Here is a 21388-nt window from a genome sequence, read left to right as displayed (position 1 = left end):
CGGAAGCGGCGGCGCGCACGCCTTTCCATGAGCCGGCCGGCCCCGCGGCGTGGCAGGGCCGGGGCTCGCGAAGGGAATGCGCTACTGGCCGAAGCGGTAGCGCATTTCCAGGTACATCGAACGACCGTAGGGGTTGTATAGCCCGCTGTTGTACGGAGTCGCCGTCGTGCCCGGATAGGTGGCGGCCTGCGCGTCGGGCATCTTGTCCAGCACGTTGTTCACCAGCAGCGACAGCCGCAGGAAGTCCGTCGCGTCGTAGTTGAAGCTCAGGTTCCAGGTCGTGTACGGCGCCCACCGGCCGGCGTGCTGGCCATTGGTCTGGTAGTCCCACGAATCGGAGGTATAGGCCAGGTAGTTGGGCGTGCTGCCGATCCGGTTGGCGTACGCCGTCGTCGTCCAGCGTCCCAGGCTCCACGCGAGCGACGCGTCGGCGCGGGTTTTTGCGTAGGCGTCGTACAGCCACATCGCGTAGGGATCGCGCAACAGGTCCACCGGCTCGTCGCCCGGCAACGGCGTGACGGTGTGCTCGAGGTTGTTCGTGTAGTTGCCGGCGAACGCGAGCGAGCCCCAGCGCGCAAGGTCGAGCACGTAGTTCAGGCTGACGGTAAGCGCCCCCAGCATCTGCTGCGACACGTTGACCTTGGGCGTGTACAGGCGCGTGATTTCGTCGTTCGGCCCGCGCGTCACCCACGCCAGCGCGTTGTCGCAACCGGCCGACGCCGTGTTGGCCTGGCCGGTGCGGCAGAAGTATTCGGCCAGCAGCAACTGATCGGCGCTGAGCTGGTCGACCTCGTCGCGGATGTCCCAGCGGAAATAGTCGACCGACAGCGAGAAGTTGCTGGCCGGCGCGTACACGACGCCGGCGTTCCACACGTCGGCCTCGATCGGCCGCAGTTCCGGATTGCCCGACTGCTGGCCGAAGTACCGCGTGTTGTCGTAGGCGCAGCCGGTGGTGTTTCCGGGCACGTAACCGTCGAGCGAACAACGGTAGTAGTCGGTGTTCGAACCGTAGAAGCCGCTCAGGCCCTGGAAGACGTCCGACAGCGTCGGCGCACGGAACGCCGTGCCGTACTTGCCGCGCAGCAGGATGCTTTCGACCGGTCGATACTCGACGCCGAGGCTGTAGGTCGGCTTGTCGATCGTCTGCCCGCCGACATCGAAGGCGTCGTAGCGACCTGACAATGTCACCGTCAGCGGATTCCACAAGGGCAGCCGCAGCTCGCCCGTCACCGCGTAGCGGTCGCGATCGCCCGAACCGCTGACCGACGTCTGCCCCCAGACGCCGGACTTCAACGTCACCGGGTCCTGCAACAGGCGGGCATCGGGTGTGTAGTCCCAACCCTGCTTTCCGCCTTCGACCACGACCGCCAGTCCCGCCTCGCCGCCCGGTAGCGGGAACAGCGAGGCATTCGTGAACTGCGCACGCAGCGTGTCGTCCTTCGTCTCGCTGCGCGTGTCGACATAGCCAGTGAAACTCGCGAAATCCGACGGCGACATCGGCGAATAGAATGCCGCGTAGTCCGGCCGGAACACGGGATAGCCGCGATTGACGCCCAGCTGCGGCCCGAGCACGTGCGAGACGAAATACGCGTCGATCGCGTCGGCGAAGCGTGCGAACCGGTGTTCGGTCAGCTCGTACCGCGTCGAGGTGACGCCGACATCCCAGTCCCACGCACTCGCACCAAAGCGCCCCTGCGCGCCCAGCGTGAGCTGCCACGAGCGGTTGCGGTCGGTATTCATGATGTCGGCGAACCCGAGCCCGCCGATGTCTTCCGGCGAGAACGCGCGCTGCAGGTTCAGCAACGCCTTGCGGTCGGGATCGTAGAAGTAGCCGTATTTAGCGCCAGTGCCCCACCACGTGTAGCTGGAGCCGGTGGCGTAATCGACGTCCTCGTGGCTGGCGAGCAGGTCGCCGTAGAGTTGCACGTTGTCGTTCACGTCGAAGGTCGCGTGCGCATAGCCCTGCAAGGCGTCCTTGCCGTTGCGGATCGTGCGGTAGCCCGGCGTCAGGAACGAACCGCAGTACTGGCCGAGACCGGCGCGCGAGCTCAGCTGCTCGCTTCCGTCGAATTGGCCCCCGACGTTCGCGCATCGGGACGGATCTGCGAACACATACGTATTTCGCGCGGAACCATTGGTGATCAGGTAATCGCGGCTGGCGGTCTGCGCGGTGTAGCCGTCGACGTTGAATTCGCGCGTCAGTGCGCGCTGATGGCCCCAGATCGGATCGCGCGTTTCGTACTGCAGGCCCGCGGCGAGGTTGAAACGTCCGTCGGCGCTGCCGAAGCCCTCGGACGCGGTCACGCGCAGGCTGTCGCCGCCGCCCTCGCTGAACATGCCGCCGCGCACGTTGAGCGACAGACCGTCGGCATGCTTCTTCAGGATCACGTTCACCACGCCGGCGATGGCATCGGAGCCGTACAGCGACGACTGGCCGCCGGGCAGGATCTCGATCCGATCCACCAGATCGACGGGGATGCCGCTGATGTTGTTGAAGGTGTCCGAGCCGTTGTACAGCGCCGGATAATTCGCCATCGGGCGGCCGTCGATCAGGTACTTCGTGTAGCCCGGATCCAGACCGAACATGCCGGCGGCTTCGGCGCCTTGCGTGAACGAGGCGGACGTCTGCCCGCCCTGGAGCCCACCGGTCTGGAAGGAGGACTGCTGCAACACGTCGGCGACGCTGGTGAAGCCCCGCGCCTGGATGTCCTCCGCGGAAACAACGGTGACCGGCGTGAAGTTCTCCAGCTGCGTCTGCGGAATCAGCGATCCGGTAACGGTGACCGCGTCTAGGTCGGTGGCCGTGGAAGCGGACTCCTGAGCGGCCGCAGCCCGGGCGGCCTGGGCGTTCTGGACGACGGACAAGGCAAAAACGAGGCACAAGGCGGCACTCAGCCGGCTGCGGCGCAGCCGATTGTTGGATACTGGCATCGGGTGGATCCCCTGAACGGACTTGAAGTGGATCGAAAAGGACGCGTCCGGCGTACCGGCCAGACGAGGCACGTCTGGCGAGGTGACGGGACCGTACCATGCGATTCGCGCCACTACGGTCGGGTTTTTCCGCGCCGTCGCATCAGTCGAAACTGAAAGGTTGTTACGTGATCGAAGAACTTCTGCAGCAGCGCATCGGTGCGCTTTCCATTCCCGACGTGGACGTCACGCTTCTAGACGCAAACGTGCGCGTTCGCGTCGTCGTCGCCGAAGGCCGCGCGGTGGTGGAAATTCTCTCGGGCTTTCCGTGCGCGTCATTGCGTCCGTGGCTCGACGCACAGGTGCAACGCGTGCTCGCCGATGAACGCCTCGCGCTGACGCGGCTGGACCTGCATCCGCGCATCGTCTCGCATGCGGTGCAGCCCAACGTCTCGCCGCTCCCGAACGTTCGCAACCTCATCGCGATCGGTTCGGGCAAGGGGGGCGTGGGCAAGTCGACGACCGCGGTGAACCTCGCGCTCGCACTGGCGGGCGAGGGCGCGCGCGTGGGCGTGCTCGATGCCGACATCTACGGCCCGAGCATTCCGACGATGCTCGGCCTGTCGGGCCGCCCCGACAGCCCCGACGGCAAGACGATCGAGCCGATGCAGGCGCATGGCGTTGAAGCGATGTCGATCGGCCTGCTGGTCGACCAGGACACGCCGATGATCTGGCGCGGCCCGATGGCGACCTCCGCGCTGACGCAGCTGCTGGGCGAAACGCGCTGGGGCCACGCGCTCAGCGGCGACCTGGACTACCTCATCGTCGACCTGCCGCCGGGCACCGGCGACATCCAGCTCACGCTGGCGCAGAAGATCCCCGTTGCCGGCGCGGTCATCGTGACGACGCCGCAGGACGTCGCCACGCTCGACGCCCGCAAGGCGCTGAAGATGTTCGAGAAGGTCAGCGTCCCCGTGCTGGGCCTGGTCGAGAACATGGCCGTGCACGTGTGCTCGAACTGCGGCCACGCCGAGCACGTCTTCGGCGAGGGCGGCGGCAAGCGGATGGCCGAGCAGTACGGCGTGCCGTTGCTGGGCAGCCTGCCGCTGGAAATCGCGATCCGCGAGCAGGGCGACGCCGGTGCCCCGGTGGTCGCGTCCGCGCCTGCCAGCACCGCCGCCGCGGCCTACCGCGCCACCGCGCTGCGCATGGCCATCGAACTGGCCCGCCGCCCGCGCGTGGCCACGCCGCTGTCGGCCTCGCTGGTGTGACCTCCCGGCGGGCCGCAGGCCGGGCCTCTGGCCCCGGCCGGGCCCGGCTGACACAATCCCCCTCCCACGTACGAGCCGCCCGCACCGCATGAGCATCAAGTCCGACCGCTGGATCCGCCGCATGTCCGAGCAGCCCGGCGGCATGATCGAGCCCTTCGAGCCCGGCCAGGTCAAGACCGCGGCGGACGGCCACCGCATCGTCAGCTACGGCACCTCCAGCTACGGCTACGACGTGCGCTGCTCGCGCGAGTTCAAGGTGTTCACCAACATAAACTCCACGATCGTCGACCCGAAGCATTTCGATTCGGGCAGCTTCGTCGACATCGAAAGCGACGTCTGCATCATCCCGCCAAATTCCTTCGCGCTGGCGCGCACGGTCGAGTACTTCCGCATCCCGCGCGACGTGCTCGTCGTGTGTCTGGGCAAGAGCACCTACGCGCGCTGCGGCATCATCGTGAACGTGACGCCGCTGGAGCCGGAATGGGAAGGCCACGTCACGCTCGAATTCAGCAACACCACGCCGCTGCCGGCGCGCATCTACGCCAACGAGGGCGTCGCGCAGATGCTGTTCTTCCAGTCGGACGAAGTCTGCGACACCTCGTACAAGGATCGCGGTGGCAAGTACCAGGGCCAGACCGGCGTTACGCTGCCGCGCACCTGATCCGCGCGTCGAACGCCACATCGAACGAAGGCCCGCCACGCGGGCCTTTTTCATTCGGCATTCGGATTCTTCCGATGGGGCGTGCCGACGACGCTATCGACAATGCATGACGCGCGATCCCCGCGCGCTGGAGACATGGCATGACACGCGACATGAAACGATTCGTCCTCACGATGGCCGGCGCGATGTGCCTGGCCGGCAGCGCACACGCGGGCAAGCTGTCGGACCTGCTCGGCAGCCAGGGTCTGAAGGACGCGGGAAACACCGCGATCACCGGCCTCGCGCTCACCGATGCGCAGGTCGTCGAGCTCGGCGCGAAATCCGTCGCGCAGATGGACCAGGAAAACCCCGTCGCGCCCGCCGACAACGCCTACGCGAAGCGCCTGGCGAAGCTCGCGCAGAACATGACGCGTGAGGATGGGCTGACGCTCAACTTCAAGGTGTATCTGGTGAAGGACGTCAACGCCTTCGCCGTGCCGGACGGTTCGGTGCGCGTGTTCGCCGGCCTCATGGACCTGATGCCCGACGATGCCGAGCTGATGTCCGTCATCGGCCACGAAATCGGCCACGTGAAGTACGGCCACAGCAAGGAGCATTACCGCGCCGCGTACCTGTCCAGCGCCGCGCGCAAGGGCGTGGCCGCGATCGGCGGCACGGTCGGCAAGCTCGCCGCGTCGGACATCGGCGCGATCGGTGAGGCCGCGGTCAACGCGAAGTTCAGCCGCGCCAACGAAACGCAGGCGGACGAATACGGCGTGGATTTCCTGCGTCGCCACGGCATGGACCCGAACGCCTCGGTGCGCGGCATGCAGAAGCTGGCGTCGCAGGACGGCAAGGCGAAGACGTCCTTCCTGGACGACCATCCGGCATCGCAGGAACGCGTGTCGCATCTGCAGAAGTACATTGCCCGGAAGAGGTGATGCGCGGTCGAGCGCATCCCGGAGCGGTTCCGGCTTTTGCTGTCATTCCCGCGTAGGCGGGAATCCATGGATCCGTCGCCGCAAGGTTTCTGGGAACTTGATACGGGGGAAAGCTGGATCCCCGCCTTCGCGGGGATGACAGCTGGGTAGCGATGGTGCTCGCAGTGGACGACGACCGAGCCGCTCGCGCCCTCAATGCGTCGCCCCGCCCCCCATCCACACATCGTGCTCCACCGTGAGCGCGATCCCCACCGCCAGTCGCAACGCCTGCGCGACCACCGTCGACGGCAGGCTTGGCGCACCGGCATGCAGCGCGGCCTGGGCGGGCGAGTAGGGGATGTGCACGAAGCCGCCGCGCACGCCGGGCAGCCCGCGCAGCGCGTGCATCAATGCGTAGAACACGTGGTTGCACACGTACGTGCCCGCGGTCTGCGAGATCTCCGCGGGAAAGCCCGCGTTGCGCAGCGCCGCCAGCATCGCCTTGAGCGGAAGACTCGTGAAATACGCGGCCGGGCCATCCGCCGCGACGGGTTCGTCGATCGGCTGCGCGCCTGCGTTGTCGGGGATGCGCGCATCGATGACGTTGATCGCCACGCGCTCCAGCGACATCTGCGCGCGGCCGCCGGCCTGTCCGACGCAGATCACCAGCGACGGCACGAGTTCGTCCAGCGCATGCTGCAGCGCGTGCAGCGATGCGTCGAATTCCACCGGCAGGCAACGCGCGACGATGCGGTGTCCGGCGACGACTTCGCCCTCCAGCGCCTGCACGGCTTCCCAGCTCGGGTTCGTGGACTCGCCGCCGAACGGCGCGAAGCCGGTCAACAGCACATGCGGCATCGGGGTGGCGTTCATCGGAAGGCGAGCCAGTACATCAGGGCGAGATTCACCAGCAGCAGCGGGATCGCCGTCGGCAGCTGTGCGCGGATCACCGCGTTGGGGTCGTCCAGCTCGAGCAGCGCGGCCGGGACGAGGTTGAAATTGGCGGCCATCGGCGTCATCAGCGTGCCGCAGTAGCCGGTGAGCATGCCGATCGAGCCGAGGATCGCCGGTGCCGCACCGTGCTGCTCGATAAGCAACGGCAGGCCGATCCCCGCCGTCATCACCGGGAACGCCGCGAACGCATTGCCCATGATCACGGTGAACAGCACCATCCCGAGGCCGTACGCGAGCACGCAGGCAAGGCGGCTGTCGGCCGGAATCAGCATCGACACGATGGACGCCACCGCGTCGCCGACGCCGCTGGCCGCGAACACGCCGCCCAGCGTCGCCAGCACGATCGGCAACAGCGCCGCCCAGCCCATGGTGTCGAGCAGGCGCCGCCCTTCGCCGAGCGCGGCGGCAGGGCGCTCGCGCGTGATGTGGATCGCCGCGAACGTCGCGACCACGCACGCCAGCGCCAGGCCGATCAGCGTGATGCTGCCTTCGCCGAAGACAGGCGTCCCGCCGATCGCCAGCTTCGCGCCGAACAGCACGATCAGCACGGTGACGACGGGAATGATCAGCGCCGGCACGAAGAGCTGGTGCCCCAGTCGCATCGCCGACGCGAGTCGCTGCGCCGCCGGCGCTTCGTCGATGTGTTCGCGCCGCATCCGCGTGGCGAGCAGCGCGAGTGCGATCACTGCAGCGCCCGCAAGCTGTGCGGGAATCTTGTCGCCGGTCTTCGCGGCATCGAGCACGAACTTTCCGCCGGCGAACAGCACGGCGATCAGGACCCAGAATGCCGCGTGCGCGAAGCGCTTCTCGCGCAGGTTGCGCAGTCCCGCATAGAGCAGGAACAGCGCCAGCAGCAGGTAGAAGTGCTCAATCGACAGCATCGGACCCCGCCGTGGGTTGCGCGGCGCGTGCGGCGGCGGAGCGGCGATCGAGCCCACGCTGGAAGAACACGATGCGGATCGCGTGGATGACGAAGGCGGCGATCGCGGTCGGGATCGCCCACAGCGCGATCTGCAGCGGCTCCAGGTGTATGCCGTGTTCGGCGTAGAAGCCCTGGATCAGCAGCACCGCGCCGAAGGCGAGGAAGACGTCCTCGCCGAAGAAGCGGCCGACGTTGTCGGTGGCGGCGGCGAGCGCGTACACCTTCTGCGTGTCTTCGCGCGACGTCGGCCCGTTCGGCTTCGATGCCGCCGATTCGGCCATCGGCGCCAGCAGCGGCCGCACGGTCTGCGCGTGGCCGGCGATGTCGATCAGCCCGATCATGCTCAGGCCCTGCCGGGCGGCGAGGTAACCCGCCAGCAGGCGCGTCAGGGTGAGTCCGCGCCAGCGTTCGATCCAGCGCAGCGCGTGCTCGCGCAGGCCAGCGCGTTCGAGCAGGCCGATGGTCGGCAACGTCATCGCGAACATCAGCAGCGCACGGTTCGACACGAAGCTCTCGCCGAGCAGCGCGAGCAGTTCGCCCATCGATTTGCCGGCGAGCAGGCCGCTCACCAGGCCCGCGCTGACCACCACGATCACCGGATTGGCGCGCAGCACGAAGCCGACGACCACCCATGCGACGCCGACCAGCGGCCAGTAGTTGATGGCCTCGTTCATGCGGCGGCTCCGAACGGGCGGACGGCGATGCCGTCGGCTTCCAGCGCCTCGCGTACCGCGCGGGCGAACTCCGCGGCGTCGGGCCGGTCGCCGTGCAGGCACAGCGTGTCGGCATGGATCGCGACGATGCGGCCATCGTCGGCGACGACTTCGCCTCGCAATGCAAGGCGCCGCACCTGCACGATCGACTCGTCGAGCGATTCGATCACCGCGCCCGGCGTGCCACGCGGTCGCAATCGGCCGCGCGCGTCGTAGCCGCGTTCGGCGAAGACTTCGTGCGCCACGCGCAGGCGGTGATCGAGGCCGGCGCGTGCGAGCTCCGACCCCGACAGCGCGTAAAGCGCGAGCGTCGGATCGATGTCGGCGACGGTGGCGGCGACCGCATCGGCCACCGCGCGGTCATCCGCGGCGACGTTGTACAGCGCGCCGTGCGGCTTGACGTGCGCGAGCGTCACGCCTTCCTCGCGTGCGATCGCGCGGATCCGTTCGATCTGCGCACGCACCATGCGTGCGATTTCAGCCGGCGCGACGTCGAGCACGCGACGGCCGAAGTGTTCGCGGTCCTCGTAGGAGGGATGCGCGCCGGCCGCCACGCCGTGCCGATGGCACAGACGAAGCGTCTCGCGCATCGTCGCCTCGTCGCCCGCGTGGCCACCGCAGGCGATGCTCGCCGACGTCACGTGCGGGAGGATCGCTGCGTCGTTGCCGCAGCCTTCGCCCAGGTCGCAGTTGAAGTCGATGCGCGCGCCCACGATGCGGCCGAGCGGCCTCAGCCGCGCTTGAACAGCATGCCGAGGCCGACGACGATCAGGATCGCCGGCCACCAGGTCATCAGCAGCCGGCCGAGGCTCATGTCGGTGAAGCCGAGGTTGTTGAGCAGGAACAGGGTGCCGATCACGACCAGCACCAGCGCGCCGACGATGTTGGATTTCATTGGGTTCGCCAGAAGAAGTGGAAGGTTCAGATCGCGGGCAGGCGCGCGTCGATCATCACGCCGATTCTGGCGATGCGTGCACGTGCCGCGCAAGCCAGCCGATGGGCGGTCGCGGCATCGACGGGCGCGAAGTGCAGCGGCTGTCCCGGAACGCATTGCGCCAGGCGCGGCAGGTCGGCGGCGATCACGTGTCCGAGCTTCGCGTAGCCGCCGACGGTCTGCGCGTCGGCGAGCAGCACGATGGGGCAGCCGTCGGCTGGCAGCTGGATCGTGCCGGGTGCGACGGGTTCGGACACGCCATCGCCGCCGGGCGCCGGCAGCGCATCGCCCTGTAGGCGCAGCCCCTGCCGGTTGCTGCTGGCGCTGATGGTCCAGCTTCGGCGGGCGAGGGCGGATGCGGACGGATGCGCGCCCGGGATGTAACGGATCGGCAGGTGCGTGTCGTGTGCGGGATCGATCCACCACGCCGGCGCGTGCGGCGTATCGACCTGTCGCGCGCTGCCCATGCCGATCGGCAGCACGTCGCCCGCACCCAGCGCACGCCCGTCCAGCCCGCCGAATCCGCCACGCAGGTCGGTGCTGCGGCTCCCGAGCACCGGCTCGACGTCGATGCCACCGTCGATCGCCAACCACGCGCGCGCCCCGCCGCGCAGCGCGCCGAGTTCGAGCGTGCCTGCGGGTAGTTCAACGGGCCGACCGGACGGCACGATTTCGCCTTCGAAAAGCACGACAGGCGACGCGCCGACGATCGCGATGCGCGATGGCGCGTCGAAGCGCAGCGTCGGTCCGCGCAGGGTGAATTCCAGCACGGCCGCGTCGGCGTCGTTGCCGACGAGGCGGTTCGCGATGCGCGCGGCGTCGACGTCGAGCGCGCCCGCATGCGCAACGCCGAGATGACGCCAGCCACTGCGGCCGCGGTCCTGGACGGTGGTCAGCAGGCCGGGCGCGAGGACGTGCAGCTGGCGCGTCACGACGCCGCGTCCTGTCGCGATGCGAGCCGTGCGAATTCCTCCGCGTCGATCGCGCGGAACCGCACGCGATCGCCCGGCTGCAATCGCGTGGGTGGCTCGCGTCGCGGATCGAACAACGGCCACGGCGTGCGTCCGAGCAGCCGCCATCCGCCGGGGCTTTCGCGCGGGTAGATGCCGGTCTGCGCCCCGCCGATCGCGACGCTGCCTGCGGCGACGCGGGCTCGTGGCGTCGCAAGGCGCGGCAACGCGAGCGCGGGATCGAGCCCGGACAGGTACGGGAAGCCCGGCGCGAACCCGATCATCGCGACCGTGTAATCGCCGGCGCTGTGGCGTACGACCAGCTCACGCGGCGACAGGCCGAGTTCGGCGGCGGACGCTTCCAGGTCGGGGCCGTGTTCGCCGCCGTAGAGCACGGGGATTTCGATGACGCCGTCGCGTGGTCGCAAGGGCAGCGCCGATGCGCCGCCGTCCTCCACCAGTTCCAGCAACGCCGCATGCACCCGCGCCGGATCTTCGGCTGCATCGAAGAACACCGCCAGGCTCGCGAACGCCGGCACCACGTCGCGCAGCCAAGGCGGATCGAGCGCGCGCAGACGCGCGGCCATCGCATGCACCGCGGCATTGAGTTCCGGGTCGATGCGGTCGCCGAAGCGCAGCAGCCACGCATCGTCGGCCAGCGCTTCGATGTCGCAGGCCGCGCGCGAGGTCACTGCTTCAGAGCGTCCTGCAACTGCTGGATGCGCGCGACCAGCGCTTCGGGCGTGTACGGCTGCGCGGTCGCCGTGCCCCACACCGGGCGCGGCCAGGCGATGTCGTCCTGAAAACGCGCGATCACGTGCACGTGCAACTGCGAGACGACGTTGCCCAGCGCCGCGACGTTGAGCTTGTGCGGCTTGAATAGCGCACGCAGCGCATGGCTCGCGAGGTTCATCTCTGCCAGCAGCGCGGCCTGATGCGTCGCGTCGAGGTCGATGAGTTCCACCGCGCCGGCGACGCGCGGCACGAGGATCAGCCAGGGATGGTTCGCATCGTCCATCAGGCGCAGTTCGCTCAGGCCCAGGTGCGCGACCGGGTGCGTGTCCTGCGCGAGTTGCGCGTGCAGCTGCCAGCCGCCGTGGTGGCCCGTGCGGTTCATCGCAGGTTCTCCCGCAGGAAATCGATCGTCCGGCGCCACGCGACATCGGCGGCGAGCGGGTCGAACACGTGGTTGTCGACGTCGCGATTGAACGCATGGCCGGCGCCTTCGTAGACGTGGATCGTCGCCGCCGGCTGCTTCTGCCGGTGCTGCGCGACGGCGTCTTCGGGAATGCTGTGATCGGCCGAGCCGAAGTGGAACATCATCGGCGCGCGCAGCGGTTCGTCGAGGAAGGGCAGGGTGCGCGCGCCGTAGTACGACACCGCGGGCAGGCCCAGCCGCGTGTTCGCGAGGAACGCGACGCTCCCGCCCCAGCAGAAGCCGACCGCGCCTACGCGCAGGCCCTCGGCGTGGAGCGTCTCGGCGGCCACGGCGACGATGTCGATGGCGCGGTCGAAGCCCAGCTCGTTGCGCAGCGCCACGCCACGCGCGGTGCCGGCTTCGTCGTAGGGAAGTTCGATCCCCGGCGCGACGGGGTCGTACAGCGCCGGCGCGAGGGCGACGAAGCCCGCTGCGGCGAAGCGCCCCGCGACGTCCCGGATATGCGCATTCGCGCCAAAGATCTCCTGCAGCACGATCACCGCGCCGTGCGACGGGCCGCCCGGTTCGTCGCGCCAGGCGCGCACGGGGCCGTGCGGCGTGTCCAGTTCGGTCCAGTGGGCCATGTCTGTTCAGCTTGAACGGGGGAAAGGAGCCCGGCCGATTCTAGCGCGGGGCTATAATCCGCAGCCCTCCCGCCGCCGCCTGCCGTCCATCCGGATGGCCGCCGTGCCTGTCCCATCGTCGCCGGTCCGCTCCATGTCCCTTGCCAATCCCAAAGTCGGTTTCGTCAGCCTCGGTTGCCCGAAGGCGCTTGTCGATTCCGAACGCATCCTCACCCAGCTGCGCGTGGAGGGCTACGACATCGTCCAGACCTACGACGACGCAGACGTCGTGGTGGTCAACACCTGCGGTTTCATCGACTCGGCGGTGGCCGAATCGCTGGACGCGATCGGCGAGGCCATCGCGGAGAACGGCAAGGTCATCGTGACCGGGTGCCTGGGCAAGAAGCCCGAGCAGATCCGCGAAGCGCATCCGGGCGTGCTGTCGATCAGCGGCCCGCAGGACTACGGCAGCGTGATGACCGCCGTGCACGCGGCCCTGCCGCCGAAGCACGACCCGTTCCTGGACCTCGTTCCGGACACGGGCATCAAGCTCACGCCCAAGCACTACGCGTACCTCAAGATTTCCGAAGGCTGCAATCACCGTTGCAGCTTCTGCATCATCCCGTCGATGCGCGGCGATCAGGTGAGCCGACCGGTCGACCAGGTGCTGCGGGAAGCCGAAAAGCTCGCGATGGGCGGCGTGAAGGAACTGCTGGTCATCTCGCAGGACACCTCCGCCTACGGCGTCGACGTGAAGTACGCCGAGCGCGAATGGCGCGGCAAGTCGTACCAGACGCGCATGAAGGCGCTGTGCGAAGGGCTGTCCGAACTCGGCATCTGGACGCGCCTGCACTACGTGTACCCGTATCCGCACGTCGACGACATCATTCCGCTGATGGCCGACGGCAAGCTGCTGCCGTACCTGGACATCCCGTTCCAGCACGCCAGCCCGCGCGTGCTCAAGCTGATGAAGCGCCCGGGCTCGGTCGACAAGACGCTCGAACGCATCCAGCGCTGGCGCTCCATCGCGCCGGACATCGCGATCCGCTCGACCTTCATCGTCGGTTTCCCGGGCGAGACCGAAGCCGAGTTCGAGGAACTGCTGGATTTCCTCGACGAAGCGCAGCTGGACCGCGTCGGCGCGTTCGCCTACTCGCCGGTGGAAGGCGCTACGGCCAACGCGCTGCCCGACGCGATTCCTGAGGAAGTGAAGCAGGAGCGCCTCGCGCGCTTCATGGAAAAGCAGGCGGAGATTTCGGCGGCGAAGCTGGAAGCGAAGGTCGGCACGACGCAGCGCTGCATCGTCGATGCGCTGGACGGCGAACTCGCCATCGCGCGCACGATGTACGACGCGCCGGAGATCGACGGCCTGGTGCAGATCCAGAACGGCTTCATGGCCGGCGTGAAGCCGGGCGAGTTCGTCGACGTCGAGATCATGGGCAGCGACGAACACGACCTGTTCGGCGAGGTCGCGTTCGATGATTGATCGTTGGGCGCGTGGGACACGTGCACGCGCGTCGGTCGCGTTGAACGCCTTGCGTCGCTTTTGCTCGTCATTCCCGCGTAGGCGGGAATCCATGCGTCAGCTCTCCTCAGCCATCCGGCGAGCGTGATGTATCGGACAGACGGATCCCCGCCTTCGCGGGGATGACGGCTTTGGCTTTAAGGCTGCGTGCGCCTTCAGGCCGACGCGATCACCACGCCCGTCACCGCCGCACACGCGACAGCCATTCCGATCAACCCGCCGCCGACGATGAGGCCGTAGCGCCGATTCCCGCTGGCGAAGGCGAGCGCGGTCTTCGCGATCGCGCTGGACGCCAGCAGACCCGCGACGCCCCATTGCGCGTGCGTCATCGTCAGGTTCCCCGCCGACGACAGCTGCGCGATGCTCGCCGCCGCCGCATGCAACTCCGCCACCGCGACCAGCACCGCGGTCGCCAGCGCGCCCATGTCGCCGAACACGGTGCGCAGCCATGCCGACAGCACCAAAACGACGGCGATCACCAGCGCCAGCAGCAGGCCGTGACTCAGCTTGAACGCGCGGGCTTGCGGCTCGTTCGGAAGCGACGGGGCGTCGGCCTGACGCCGCAGGCCGAATCCGGCGGCAATCGCGAGCACGCCCGCCGCGGCCGCGAGCGGCCACGCACTGGCGCGCAGCAGCGCTGGTGCGGCGGTCGCGAGGATGCCCATCACCAGCAGCAGCGACGCGAGATTCGCGAGCAATGCCGCCGACGCGGCGCCTGCGGCCAGCGACGCGTCGGCGCGCGTGTGCTGGCCGAAGCCCGCCACGGCGGCCGTCGACGACGCGAACCCCGCGAAGAAGCCCGCGACCGGCAAGCCCCAGCGCGCACCGACGGCACGCAGCGCGATGTGGCCGAGCATCCCGACCGTCATCACCAGCACGACGAGCTTCCACAACTGCGACGGCACCAGCACGCCCCACGGATCGACCGGCTCGTCGGGCAACAGCGGCAGGACGACGAGCGCGGAGGCGGCCAGCAGGAGGGCGTCCTGCACTTCGCGCTCGCTGACGATGTCGCGCGCGAACCGGTGCAGCGGCTGCTTGGCGAACAGCAGCGTCGCCGCGACGACCGCGAGCGCGGCCGCCACCGTGGTCTGCGTCTGCGCGAGCGCGGCGAGCAATGCCGTCACCAGGAGTGCGACTTCGCCGGTCAGTCCCGGATCGTGTTCGCGCGTGCGCAGGTAGGACACGACCGCCAGTGCGCCGACGGCGAGCACCGTCGCCACCAGCGCCGGGAGGCCGATCTGCGCCGCCACGCCGGCGGCGATCGCCACCATCGCATGCGTGCGCAGACCCGCCGCCGGTGCGCCGGGGTGCGGCGCATCGGACTGGAGCGGGTGCCGCTCGCGCACGACGCCGATCAGTAGGCCGATGGCGATGGCGGTAAGCAGGCCGCGGAGTTCGTCGGGATCCATTCGGCGTAGGTCGGGGGAGAGAGCTACACGCTACCGCAGCTGCGGGCGGGCGACGGGTTCCTGCCGCTCAGCGGCGTGTCCACTGCATCGGGACGAAGCGCAGGCCGCTTTCGTGCAGTTCCGGTCCGGTGGCCTCGAAACCGAGGCGGCGATAGGTCTCCTGCGCATGCCGGGCCGCATTGACGGTGATGGGCACGGCCGGGTCGGCGGCTGCGGTCACCGCGTTGCACAAGGCCCGCGCCAGCCCGCGCCGCTGCATGTCGTCGGCGACGAACAGGTGGTACAGGTGCGAGGGTAGGCGCAATACCGCGACACCGACGATGCGGCCGTCGCATTCGGCGACGACGTTGCGGTGGCCTTCGTCGATGCGCCGCCGGACCTGCTCCGGCGTCATCAACGCGAGCAGCGACGCGATGCCGTCCTCATCGCAATCCGGCGCGATCCAGCGTTGCGTCAGCGCGCTCACCAGCGCGCTGATCGCCGCCGCGTCGGCAGGCGAGGCATCGCGCAGGACGATCGCGTCAGTCGGCGCCATCGTCGTAGGCGACCTCGACGATCACGAAGCGCGTCGCGCCGCCGGGCAGCATGGCCTCGAATTCGTCGTCCACGCGCTTTTTCAGCATCGCGCGTGCGAGCGGCGAATCGATGCTGATCGCGCCCGTCTTCGCATCGGTCTCGTCCGGGCCGACGATGCGATAGCGCTGCGTTTCGCCGCTGGCGACGTTCTCGATCTCCACGCGCGCGCCGAAGAACACCGCCTCCGGATCGCTCGGCACGGTGTCCACCACGCGCAGCGCGGGCACGCGCTTGGACAGGTAGCGCACGCGGCGATCGATCTCGCCGAGCTGCTTCTTTCGAAACGTGTACTCGGCGTTTTCCGAACGATCGCCTTCCGCCGCAGCGGCGGCGAGCGCCTTCACGACTTCCGGGCGTTTCACGCGCCACAGCTCGTCGAGTTCGGCCTTGAGGCGGTCGTGGCCCGCGCGGGTGATCAGCGCGGTGCTTTTTTCTGCGGGCGGACGCCAGCGGCCCATGGGTACTCCGGTGGAACGCGCGGCGCGCGACGTGGAATTCTAATGGTGGCGCAACATCGGGTACGCCGTTTCGGCAAGTCGCCGTCGACTTTGCCAAGGCCGTCATCCCGGCCCAGGCCGGGATCCAGGCCGTCATGCTCGACGAACAGCGATGCTCGGCCCCTGCGGATACGTTGCGGGCCTGGGTCCCGGCTCTCGCCGGGATGACCGTAGTGAAGCGTGCGTGCCCTTACTGCGCCGCCCGCTTCAGGTTGTACGGCAGCGTGCTGTCGATCGGCTTGCCTTCCATGTCCAGCTGGCGGATCTCGTCCTGCGACAGGATCGCGTACAGACGGTCGTTGTCGGACTTGCTGTTCGGGTCAAGGCGCAGGCGCTGGTTGTTTTCTTCCACCGTCCACGTGCCATCGCCCGTGAGCGCGGGCGCCGAGCGCTCCCTGTAGGTCTCGCTGATCGTGTACGTGCCGTCGGCGGCGAGCACCAGGTGCGTGTCGATGCCGGGACAGTCGGCGCAGGGCAGGGTCCCGTCGAACGTACCGGCGAAGGCCTTCACGTCGAACGGCGCGCCTTGTGCGGAGGGGCGCGCGTCGGCCGCGGGCGCCGCCGGAGCCGCCGCGGCTTCGGGCTGCGCGGGCGGTGCAGCGGTTTCGGCCGGTGCCTGCGGCTTGCAGGCCGACAGCGCGGCGAGCGCGACCGCGGCGATCAGGGCGGTGCGTGCGTTCGTTCTGGATCTGGACATCGTGTGCTCCTTGCGTTGGGGGACGAGCATGGGACGAGGCAATCGGCGCGGTCAGCGCTTCGATCCGCCGAAGATGCTGCCAAGCAGGCCGCGAACGATCTGTTGACCGATGCGGCTGCCCACCGTGCGCGCCGTCTGCTTGGCCATGGTTTCCACCATGCCCTGGCGGCGTTTCGTGCCGAACACGGCGTCCTTCACGGCCTGGCCGAAGCCGCTGTCCTCGGCCTCGTCCTGTTCGCGCGAGCGCGCCGGCGGCGCCTTGCTCTTCTGCGTCGCGGTCTCGGCGCGGGCGGCGAGCATCTCCGATGCGGACTCGCGATCCACGCGTTCGTCGTACTTGTGGCCGACCGGGCTGGTGTTGTGCACCTGCTGGCGTTCGGCCTCGGTGATCGCGCCCATGCGGCAGCGCGGCGGCGCGATCAGCGTCTTCTCCACGGGCATCGGCACGCCCTTGTCCTGCAGCGTGGACACCAGCGCTTCGCCGGTGCCGAGCTGCGAGATCGTCTTCGCCACGTCCAGCGCCGGATTGGGCACGAAGGTCTCGGCCGCGGTCTTCACCGCCTTCTGGTCGCGCGGCGTGAACGCGCGCAGCGCGTGCTGCACGCGGTTGCCGAGCTGGCCGAGGATGTCGTCGGGCACGTCGTCGGGGAACTGCGAGCAGAAGTACACGCCCACGCCTTTCGACCGGATCAGCCGCACGACTTGCTCGACACGCTGCTGCAGCGCCGGCGGCGCGTCGTCGAACAGCAGGTGCGCCTCGTCGAAGACGAACACGAGCTTGGGTTTGTCCAGGTCGCCCACTTCCGGCAGCGTCTCGAACAGTTCCGACAGCAGCCACAGCAGGAAGCTCGAATACAGGCGCGGCTTGAGCACCAGCTGCTCGGACGCGAGGATGTTCACTACGCCGCGGCCGTCGGGCGTCGTGCGCATCAGGTCGGACAGTTCCAGCGCCGGTTCGCCGAAGAACAGGTCGCCGCCCTCCTGTTCCAGCCGCAGCAGCGAGCGCTGGATCGCGCCGATCGACTGCGCGCTTACCAGGCCGTAGCTGGTGGAGATGTCCTTGCGTTCCTCCGCGACCAGGCCGAGCAGGGCGCGCAGATCTTCGAGGTCGAGCAGCAGCAGGCCGCGGTCGTCGGCCAGCTTGAAGACGATGTCGAGCACGCCCGACTGCGTGTCGTTGAGTTCGAGCACGCGCGACAGCAGCGTCGGGCCCATTTCGCTGACCGTCGTGCGCACCGGATGGCCGAGCTTTCCGAACAGGTCCCAGAACACGACCGGGTTGGCTTCGTTGGTGTAGTTGGAAAGGCCGATCTCGGCCACGCGCGATTGCAGTTTCTCGTTCGCGGTGCCCGCGACGGCGAGCCCCGCCACGTCGCCCTTCACGTCGGCCAGGAACACCGGGACGCCGAGGCGCGAGAAGCCTTCGGCCAGCGTCATCAGCGTGACGGTCTTGCCGGTGCCGGTGGCGCCGGCGACCAGGCCGTGGCGGTTGCCGAACTTCGGTTGCAGGAACACGTGCCCCTGCGTGTCGGGCAGCGATTGCGGCGTGGTGACGGCCTTGCCAAGCAGGATCGGGTCCATGGGGATCTCGGGGGAGTGCGCGGACGGAGTTGCGGCGATTCTAGGCGCGGCCGCGGCCGCCCGTGTTCATCCTGGGAATCTTCCGGAAGTCGCGTGGGCGCGCCCGTTCATCCGGACGTGCACCGCGAATCGGACGTTTCCGGCTTGTCGCACTCGCACGCGGGCGGATACCCTGCGATGCCCCCGCTTCCACGCTCCTGCGCTGTCAATGCACGTGATCGCCCGTTCTTCCGCCGCGCTGCTCGCGCTGGCTCTCCTCGCCGCGATGCCGCAGGCGCATGCGCTCTCCAAGCGCGACCAGGCCGCGGTGGATGCGCTCAACACGCGTATGCAGGCCGCCGAGGCGCGTTATCGCGCCGGGCTGGTGAAGATCGGCAATGCCGATCCGGCCGGTCGCACCGAAGTCGATGCCTCGCTGGAGGACATGGAAGACATCATGGCCGCCTGCGTGAAGCAGAAGGGCTGCTCGCCCACGACCATGCTCGCTGCCTACAAGCGCCTGCTGAAGCAGAACGCCGACCTGGCCTCCGGCGATGAGGTACCCGAGGACAACGACGAGGAAGGCTTGGCCGGCAGCATCACCGCCGACGTGCCCGAAGCCGCGCGCGCCGCGGCGCTGCTCAGCGCCGACGGCCAGCAGTTCGTGAAGATGGTCCAGTACAACCCGGCCGTGCAGGCGGGCATCCGCCGCTGGCTGACCGACATGCGGCCATCGCTGATCGACACGTTCGAGAACTACCAGTACCTGCGCCAGACGATGTGGCCGCAGTTCCAGCGCGCCGGCCTGCCCGAAGCGCTGCTGTTCGGCGTGATGGCGAAGGAATCCAACGGCCGCGTGCATTCGACCTCGCGCGCGGGCGCGGCCGGGCCGATGCAGTTCATGTACGCCACCGGCCGCCGCTTCGGCCTGGGCGACGACGGCACCGGTTTCGACACGCGCTACGACGCGCGTGCCTCGGCCGCCGCGGCGGCGGAGTACTTCAACGAACGCCTGGGCACGCTCAACCGCAGCATCGAGCTGTCGCTGGCCGCCTACAACGGCGGCGAAGGCCGCGCGCAGCGCGTGTACAACACCTCCGGCGGCGGCAACTTCTGGGACGAATCGGTCTACAACCAGTTCCCGGCCGAAACCCGCGATTACGTCCCGATGGTGATCGCGGCGGCATGGCTGTTCCTGCATCCGAAGGAATACGGCCTGACGCTGCCGCGCGTGGATGCGCGGCCCGCGGCGCTGCGCCTTGCCAAGCCCAGCTCGATCTACGAACTCACCATCTGCCTGGGCAACGGCGGCACGCGCGAGGGCTTCATGCGCGCGCTGCGCAACCTCAACCCGCGCTACCAGGCCGACCAGTACCTGCCGACGGGCACCGTGCTCAGCGCGACGACCAAGATCGTGGGCCTCTACGGCCGCCACTGCACGCAAGGCCAGCGCGCCGAACTGGCGCACACGCTGGTGATGAGCGATGCCTCCAGCGCCATCGTGCGCACCGGCCCGGTCACGCCGGTGCAGGCCGAGGATGCGGTGTACGAGGCCGAAAGCGCGGGCGTCGGCAGCGCAGTCGCCAACGCCGCGCCGGCTCGCAGCAAGCCGGCCAAGCCGTCCAAGCCCTCGACCTACACGGTCAAGCGCGGCGAGACGCTCACCGCCATCGCGCAGAAGTTCCAGTGCGACACCGGCGACCTGGCAAAGGCGAACAAGCTCAAGGCGCCGCGTTTCGCGATCAAGCCGGGCCAGAAGCTCAAGCTCGACGCCTGCGAAGGTTGAGTCGCGCCGCCGGACCCTCCATGCTGCGTCCCACCACAGGGACGCAGGGGGTGGGGCATGGTCTGGCGGAAGATCGTGGGACTGTTCCGGAAGGATGAGGCGCGACCGGCGCACGGTGCGCCTTCGCTGGAAGAACAACTGGACGAACTGCGGGGCTACATCGCCCGCGATCTGCGCGGCGGCTACGTCGACGCCGATTCCATCATCGACAACGCGCTGGAAGTGCTGGAGCTCCAGCCGCACGGCGAGGGCGTGCTGCGCACGCACGCACGCCGCATCCTCGAAGACGAGACCGCGGCCTATCACCACGAAGCAGCCGGATGGCCCGCGGTGACCGACCACGACCGCCTCGAGCAGGCGTTCGCCGCGCTAGAAACCCAGGGCGTGGTGTGCCGGCAGAACTTCACCTGCTGCGGCACCTGCGGCGTGGCGGAGATCGGCGACGAGATCGATACCGCGCGCGAACGCGGCGACAACGTGCACGGCTACACCTTCTTCCACATGCAGGACACCGAGCGCGCCGTCGAAGGCGGCGGGTTGTGGCTGAACTACGGCGCGACCGCGAGCGGCGAAGCGCCGGCCCTCGCCATCGGTCACCGCATCGTCGATGCCCTGCGCCTGGCCGGGCTCACGGTCGACTGGGACGGCAACTGGACCAAACGCATCCACGTGCCGCTGCAATGGCAACGCCGGCTCGCGCTGTGACGCGCGCGACGACGGCCATGCTGGCGGTCGTTGTCGCCGCCAGCGCAGTGCTGGCGATTGCCGGCGCGTACTGGCCGGCGAAGCCGTGGCTGCACTGGCTGTTCAAGCCGCTGACGACGCTGCTGATCGCGTGGTCGGTGTGGCGCACGCCTTCGGCATTGCCGCGCTATCGCACATGGCTGCTGGTCGGGCTCGTGTTGTCGACGGCGGGCGACGCGTTCCTGATGCTGCCGATCGATGCGTTCGTCGCGGGGCTGGCGAGTTTCCTGCTCGCGCACCTGGCGTACCTGATCGCGCTGAAACAGCGCGAACGCCTGTTCGCGGCGATATGGCCCTTCGCGCTGTATGCGGTGGTCGCCGGGCTCGTGCTGTCGCGGTTGTGGCCGGGGTTGCCCGGCGAGCTGCGCGTGCCGGTGGTCGTCTACGTCGTCGTGCTCGCGGCGATGGCCGCGCAGGCGCTGGCGGTGTGGTGGCGCCGGCGCGATGGCGCCGCGCTGTGCGGCGCATGGGGCGGGGCGTGTTTCGTGCTGTCGGACGCGTTGCTGGCGTGGGATCGCTTCGTCGCGCCGTTCGCGGCCGCGTCGTTCGCGGTGCTGGCGAGCTACTGGCTCGCGCAGTGGGGACTGGCGCGGTCGGTGCCGCGCCGGTCGTGAAC

General features: G+C 68.8%; 22 protein-coding genes. 7 read left to right on the top strand and 15 right to left on the bottom strand.

Going from position 1 to position 21388, the window contains the following annotated elements:
* Nucleotides 1-81: 81 nt before the first annotated feature.
* Nucleotides 82-2931 carry a TonB-dependent receptor plug domain-containing protein gene (locus DX912_RS01670; protein ID WP_115840709.1) on the bottom strand — a complete coding sequence of 950 codons (2850 nt, stop codon included), beginning with the start codon at nt 2929-2931 and terminating at the stop codon, nt 82-84.
* A gap of 383 nt (nt 2932-3314) precedes the next feature.
* On the opposite strand from DX912_RS01670, the gene apbC reads away from it, so the two are divergent.
* The 3 genes from apbC to DX912_RS01655 all read left to right on the top strand — a co-directional run bounded on the left by apbC (nt 3315) and on the right by DX912_RS01655 (nt 5762).
* A complete protein-coding gene (gene apbC / locus DX912_RS01665) occupies nt 3315-4181 on the top strand; it encodes an iron-sulfur cluster carrier protein ApbC (protein WP_157031626.1) in 867 nt (288 codons plus the stop codon).
* 88 nt (nt 4182-4269) lie between these two features.
* Nucleotides 4270-4842 (top strand): dCTP deaminase, encoded by a 573-nt coding sequence (gene dcd, locus DX912_RS01660; protein ID WP_115840707.1) that lies wholly within the window; start codon nt 4270-4272, stop codon nt 4840-4842.
* Between the two features lie 152 nt (nt 4843-4994).
* Nucleotides 4995-5762: a M48 family metallopeptidase gene (locus DX912_RS01655; protein ID WP_181902664.1), complete on the top strand. Its 768-nt coding sequence runs from the start codon at nt 4995-4997 to the stop codon at nt 5760-5762.
* Nucleotides 5763-5954: 192 nt separating this feature from the next.
* Here the strand turns inward: DX912_RS01655 and pcp are convergent, their stop codons facing one another.
* Genes pcp through DX912_RS01615 form a run of 9 tightly spaced genes read right to left on the bottom strand, consistent with a single transcriptional unit; the run spans nt 5955 to nt 11996 of the window.
* Nucleotides 5955-6614, bottom strand: coding sequence for a pyroglutamyl-peptidase I (gene pcp, locus DX912_RS01650; RefSeq protein ID WP_233433438.1), 660 nt, complete (start codon nt 6612-6614; stop codon nt 5955-5957).
* The gene (locus DX912_RS01645) at nt 6611-7576 is read right to left on the bottom strand and encodes a DUF979 domain-containing protein (protein WP_115841021.1); all 966 of its coding nucleotides are present in this window, start codon (nt 7574-7576) and stop codon (nt 6611-6613) included. The genes pcp and DX912_RS01645 overlap by 4 nt, the downstream gene beginning before the upstream one ends.
* Nucleotides 7563-8291, bottom strand: coding sequence for a DUF969 domain-containing protein (locus DX912_RS01640; protein WP_233433437.1), 729 nt, complete (start codon nt 8289-8291; stop codon nt 7563-7565). Before DX912_RS01640 ends, DX912_RS01645 begins: the two co-directional genes overlap by 14 nt.
* Nucleotides 8288-9043: a LamB/YcsF family protein gene (locus DX912_RS01635; RefSeq protein ID WP_115840705.1), complete on the bottom strand. Its 756-nt coding sequence runs from the start codon at nt 9041-9043 to the stop codon at nt 8288-8290. Before DX912_RS01635 ends, DX912_RS01640 begins: the two co-directional genes overlap by 4 nt.
* Nucleotides 9044-9060: 17 nt before the next feature.
* On the bottom strand, nt 9061-9225 hold the full coding sequence (locus DX912_RS18290; RefSeq protein WP_181902663.1) for a LiaI-LiaF-like domain-containing protein: 165 nt from the start codon (nt 9223-9225) through the stop codon (nt 9061-9063).
* Nucleotides 9226-9251: 26 nt separating this feature from the next.
* Nucleotides 9252-10196: a 5-oxoprolinase subunit C family protein gene (locus DX912_RS01630; protein ID WP_181902662.1), complete on the bottom strand. Its 945-nt coding sequence runs from the start codon at nt 10194-10196 to the stop codon at nt 9252-9254.
* Nucleotides 10193-10906, bottom strand: a complete 714-nt coding sequence (gene pxpB / locus DX912_RS01625; protein ID WP_115840703.1) for a 5-oxoprolinase subunit PxpB — start codon at nt 10904-10906, stop codon at nt 10193-10195. Before pxpB ends, DX912_RS01630 begins: the two co-directional genes overlap by 4 nt.
* Nucleotides 10903-11331, bottom strand: coding sequence for an HIT family protein (locus tag DX912_RS01620; protein WP_115840702.1), 429 nt, complete (start codon nt 11329-11331; stop codon nt 10903-10905). Before DX912_RS01620 ends, pxpB begins: the two co-directional genes overlap by 4 nt.
* Complete coding sequence (locus DX912_RS01615) at nt 11328-11996, bottom strand: dienelactone hydrolase family protein (protein WP_115840701.1); 669 nt, start codon at nt 11994-11996, stop codon at nt 11328-11330. Before DX912_RS01615 ends, DX912_RS01620 begins: the two co-directional genes overlap by 4 nt.
* 133 nt (nt 11997-12129) lie before the next feature.
* Here DX912_RS01615 and rimO point away from each other — a divergent pair, with 133 nt between their 5' ends.
* A complete protein-coding gene (gene rimO, locus DX912_RS01610) occupies nt 12130-13461 on the top strand; it encodes a 30S ribosomal protein S12 methylthiotransferase RimO (RefSeq protein ID WP_115840700.1) in 1332 nt (443 codons plus the stop codon).
* Nucleotides 13462-13655: 194 nt separating this feature from the next.
* Here rimO and DX912_RS01605 read toward each other — a convergent pair whose 3' ends face one another.
* From DX912_RS01605 to DX912_RS01585, 5 genes are all read right to left on the bottom strand, one after another.
* Nucleotides 13656-14912: an MgtC/SapB family protein gene (locus DX912_RS01605; protein WP_115840699.1), complete on the bottom strand. Its 1257-nt coding sequence runs from the start codon at nt 14910-14912 to the stop codon at nt 13656-13658.
* 67 nt (nt 14913-14979) lie between these two features.
* Nucleotides 14980-15447: a GNAT family N-acetyltransferase gene (locus tag DX912_RS01600; RefSeq protein WP_115840698.1), complete on the bottom strand. Its 468-nt coding sequence runs from the start codon at nt 15445-15447 to the stop codon at nt 14980-14982.
* On the bottom strand, nt 15434-15946 hold the full coding sequence (greB, locus tag DX912_RS01595) for a transcription elongation factor GreB (protein WP_115840697.1): 513 nt from the start codon (nt 15944-15946) through the stop codon (nt 15434-15436). Before greB ends, DX912_RS01600 begins: the two co-directional genes overlap by 14 nt.
* 229 nt (nt 15947-16175) lie before the next feature.
* Entirely contained in the window at nt 16176-16682 is a 507-nt protein-coding gene (locus DX912_RS01590; RefSeq protein WP_147298535.1) for a copper resistance protein NlpE, read from the bottom strand.
* Nucleotides 16683-16733: 51 nt separating this feature from the next.
* Entirely contained in the window at nt 16734-18263 is a 1530-nt protein-coding gene (locus tag DX912_RS01585) for a helicase HerA-like domain-containing protein (protein WP_115840695.1), read from the bottom strand.
* Nucleotides 18264-18471: 208 nt separating this feature from the next.
* On the opposite strand from DX912_RS01585, the gene DX912_RS01580 reads away from it, so the two are divergent.
* The 3 genes from DX912_RS01580 to DX912_RS01570 are packed head-to-tail and all read left to right on the top strand — an operon-like array spanning nt 18472 to nt 21386.
* Nucleotides 18472-20028, top strand: coding sequence for a transglycosylase SLT domain-containing protein (locus DX912_RS01580; protein ID WP_115840694.1), 1557 nt, complete (start codon nt 18472-18474; stop codon nt 20026-20028).
* Between the two features lie 57 nt (nt 20029-20085).
* On the top strand, nt 20086-20733 hold the full coding sequence (locus tag DX912_RS01575) for a DUF6891 domain-containing protein (protein ID WP_115840693.1): 648 nt from the start codon (nt 20086-20088) through the stop codon (nt 20731-20733).
* A 17-nt stretch (nt 20734-20750) separates the two neighbouring features.
* Nucleotides 20751-21386 (top strand): lysoplasmalogenase, encoded by a 636-nt coding sequence (locus DX912_RS01570; protein WP_115841019.1) that lies wholly within the window; start codon nt 20751-20753, stop codon nt 21384-21386.
* The last annotated feature ends 2 nt before the right edge of the window (nt 21387-21388 follow it).

Origin of the sequence: Lysobacter soli (genome assembly GCF_003382285.1) — a bacterium.
GTDB lineage: Bacteria > Pseudomonadota > Gammaproteobacteria > Xanthomonadales > Xanthomonadaceae > Lysobacter_J > Lysobacter_J soli.
The sequence above is the reverse complement of the archived record's forward strand: the minus strand, read 5'-3'. Positions and strand labels throughout refer to the sequence as shown.

Coding starts and splice junctions, on each gene's coding strand:
- greB (WP_115840697.1), bottom strand. CDS start 15,946: ATGGGCCGCTGGCGTCCGCCCGCAGAAAAAAGCACCGCGCTGATCACC.
- DX912_RS01575 (WP_115840693.1), top strand. CDS start 20,086: ATGGTCTGGCGGAAGATCGTGGGACTGTTCCGGAAGGATGAGGCGCGA.
- DX912_RS01645 (WP_115841021.1), bottom strand. CDS start 7,576: ATGCTGTCGATTGAGCACTTCTACCTGCTGCTGGCGCTGTTCCTGCTC.
- dcd (WP_115840707.1), top strand. CDS start 4,270: ATGAGCATCAAGTCCGACCGCTGGATCCGCCGCATGTCCGAGCAGCCC.
- DX912_RS18290 (WP_181902663.1), bottom strand. CDS start 9,225: ATGAAATCCAACATCGTCGGCGCGCTGGTGCTGGTCGTGATCGGCACC.
- DX912_RS01600 (WP_115840698.1), bottom strand. CDS start 15,447: ATGGCGCCGACTGACGCGATCGTCCTGCGCGATGCCTCGCCTGCCGAC.
- DX912_RS01615 (WP_115840701.1), bottom strand. CDS start 11,996: ATGGCCCACTGGACCGAACTGGACACGCCGCACGGCCCCGTGCGCGCC.
- DX912_RS01655 (WP_181902664.1), top strand. CDS start 4,995: ATGAAACGATTCGTCCTCACGATGGCCGGCGCGATGTGCCTGGCCGGC.
- rimO (WP_115840700.1), top strand. CDS start 12,130: ATGTCCCTTGCCAATCCCAAAGTCGGTTTCGTCAGCCTCGGTTGCCCG.
- DX912_RS01570 (WP_115841019.1), top strand. CDS start 20,751: ATGCTGGCGGTCGTTGTCGCCGCCAGCGCAGTGCTGGCGATTGCCGGC.
- DX912_RS01605 (WP_115840699.1), bottom strand. CDS start 14,912: ATGGATCCCGACGAACTCCGCGGCCTGCTTACCGCCATCGCCATCGGC.
- DX912_RS01670 (WP_115840709.1), bottom strand. CDS start 2,931: ATGCCAGTATCCAACAATCGGCTGCGCCGCAGCCGGCTGAGTGCCGCC.
- DX912_RS01580 (WP_115840694.1), top strand. CDS start 18,472: ATGCACGTGATCGCCCGTTCTTCCGCCGCGCTGCTCGCGCTGGCTCTC.
- DX912_RS01585 (WP_115840695.1), bottom strand. CDS start 18,263: ATGGACCCGATCCTGCTTGGCAAGGCCGTCACCACGCCGCAATCGCTG.
- pcp (WP_233433438.1), bottom strand. CDS start 6,614: ATGAACGCCACCCCGATGCCGCATGTGCTGTTGACCGGCTTCGCGCCG.
- DX912_RS01620 (WP_115840702.1), bottom strand. CDS start 11,331: ATGAACCGCACGGGCCACCACGGCGGCTGGCAGCTGCACGCGCAACTC.
- DX912_RS01590 (WP_147298535.1), bottom strand. CDS start 16,682: ATGTCCAGATCCAGAACGAACGCACGCACCGCCCTGATCGCCGCGGTC.
- DX912_RS01640 (WP_233433437.1), bottom strand. CDS start 8,291: ATGAACGAGGCCATCAACTACTGGCCGCTGGTCGGCGTCGCATGGGTG.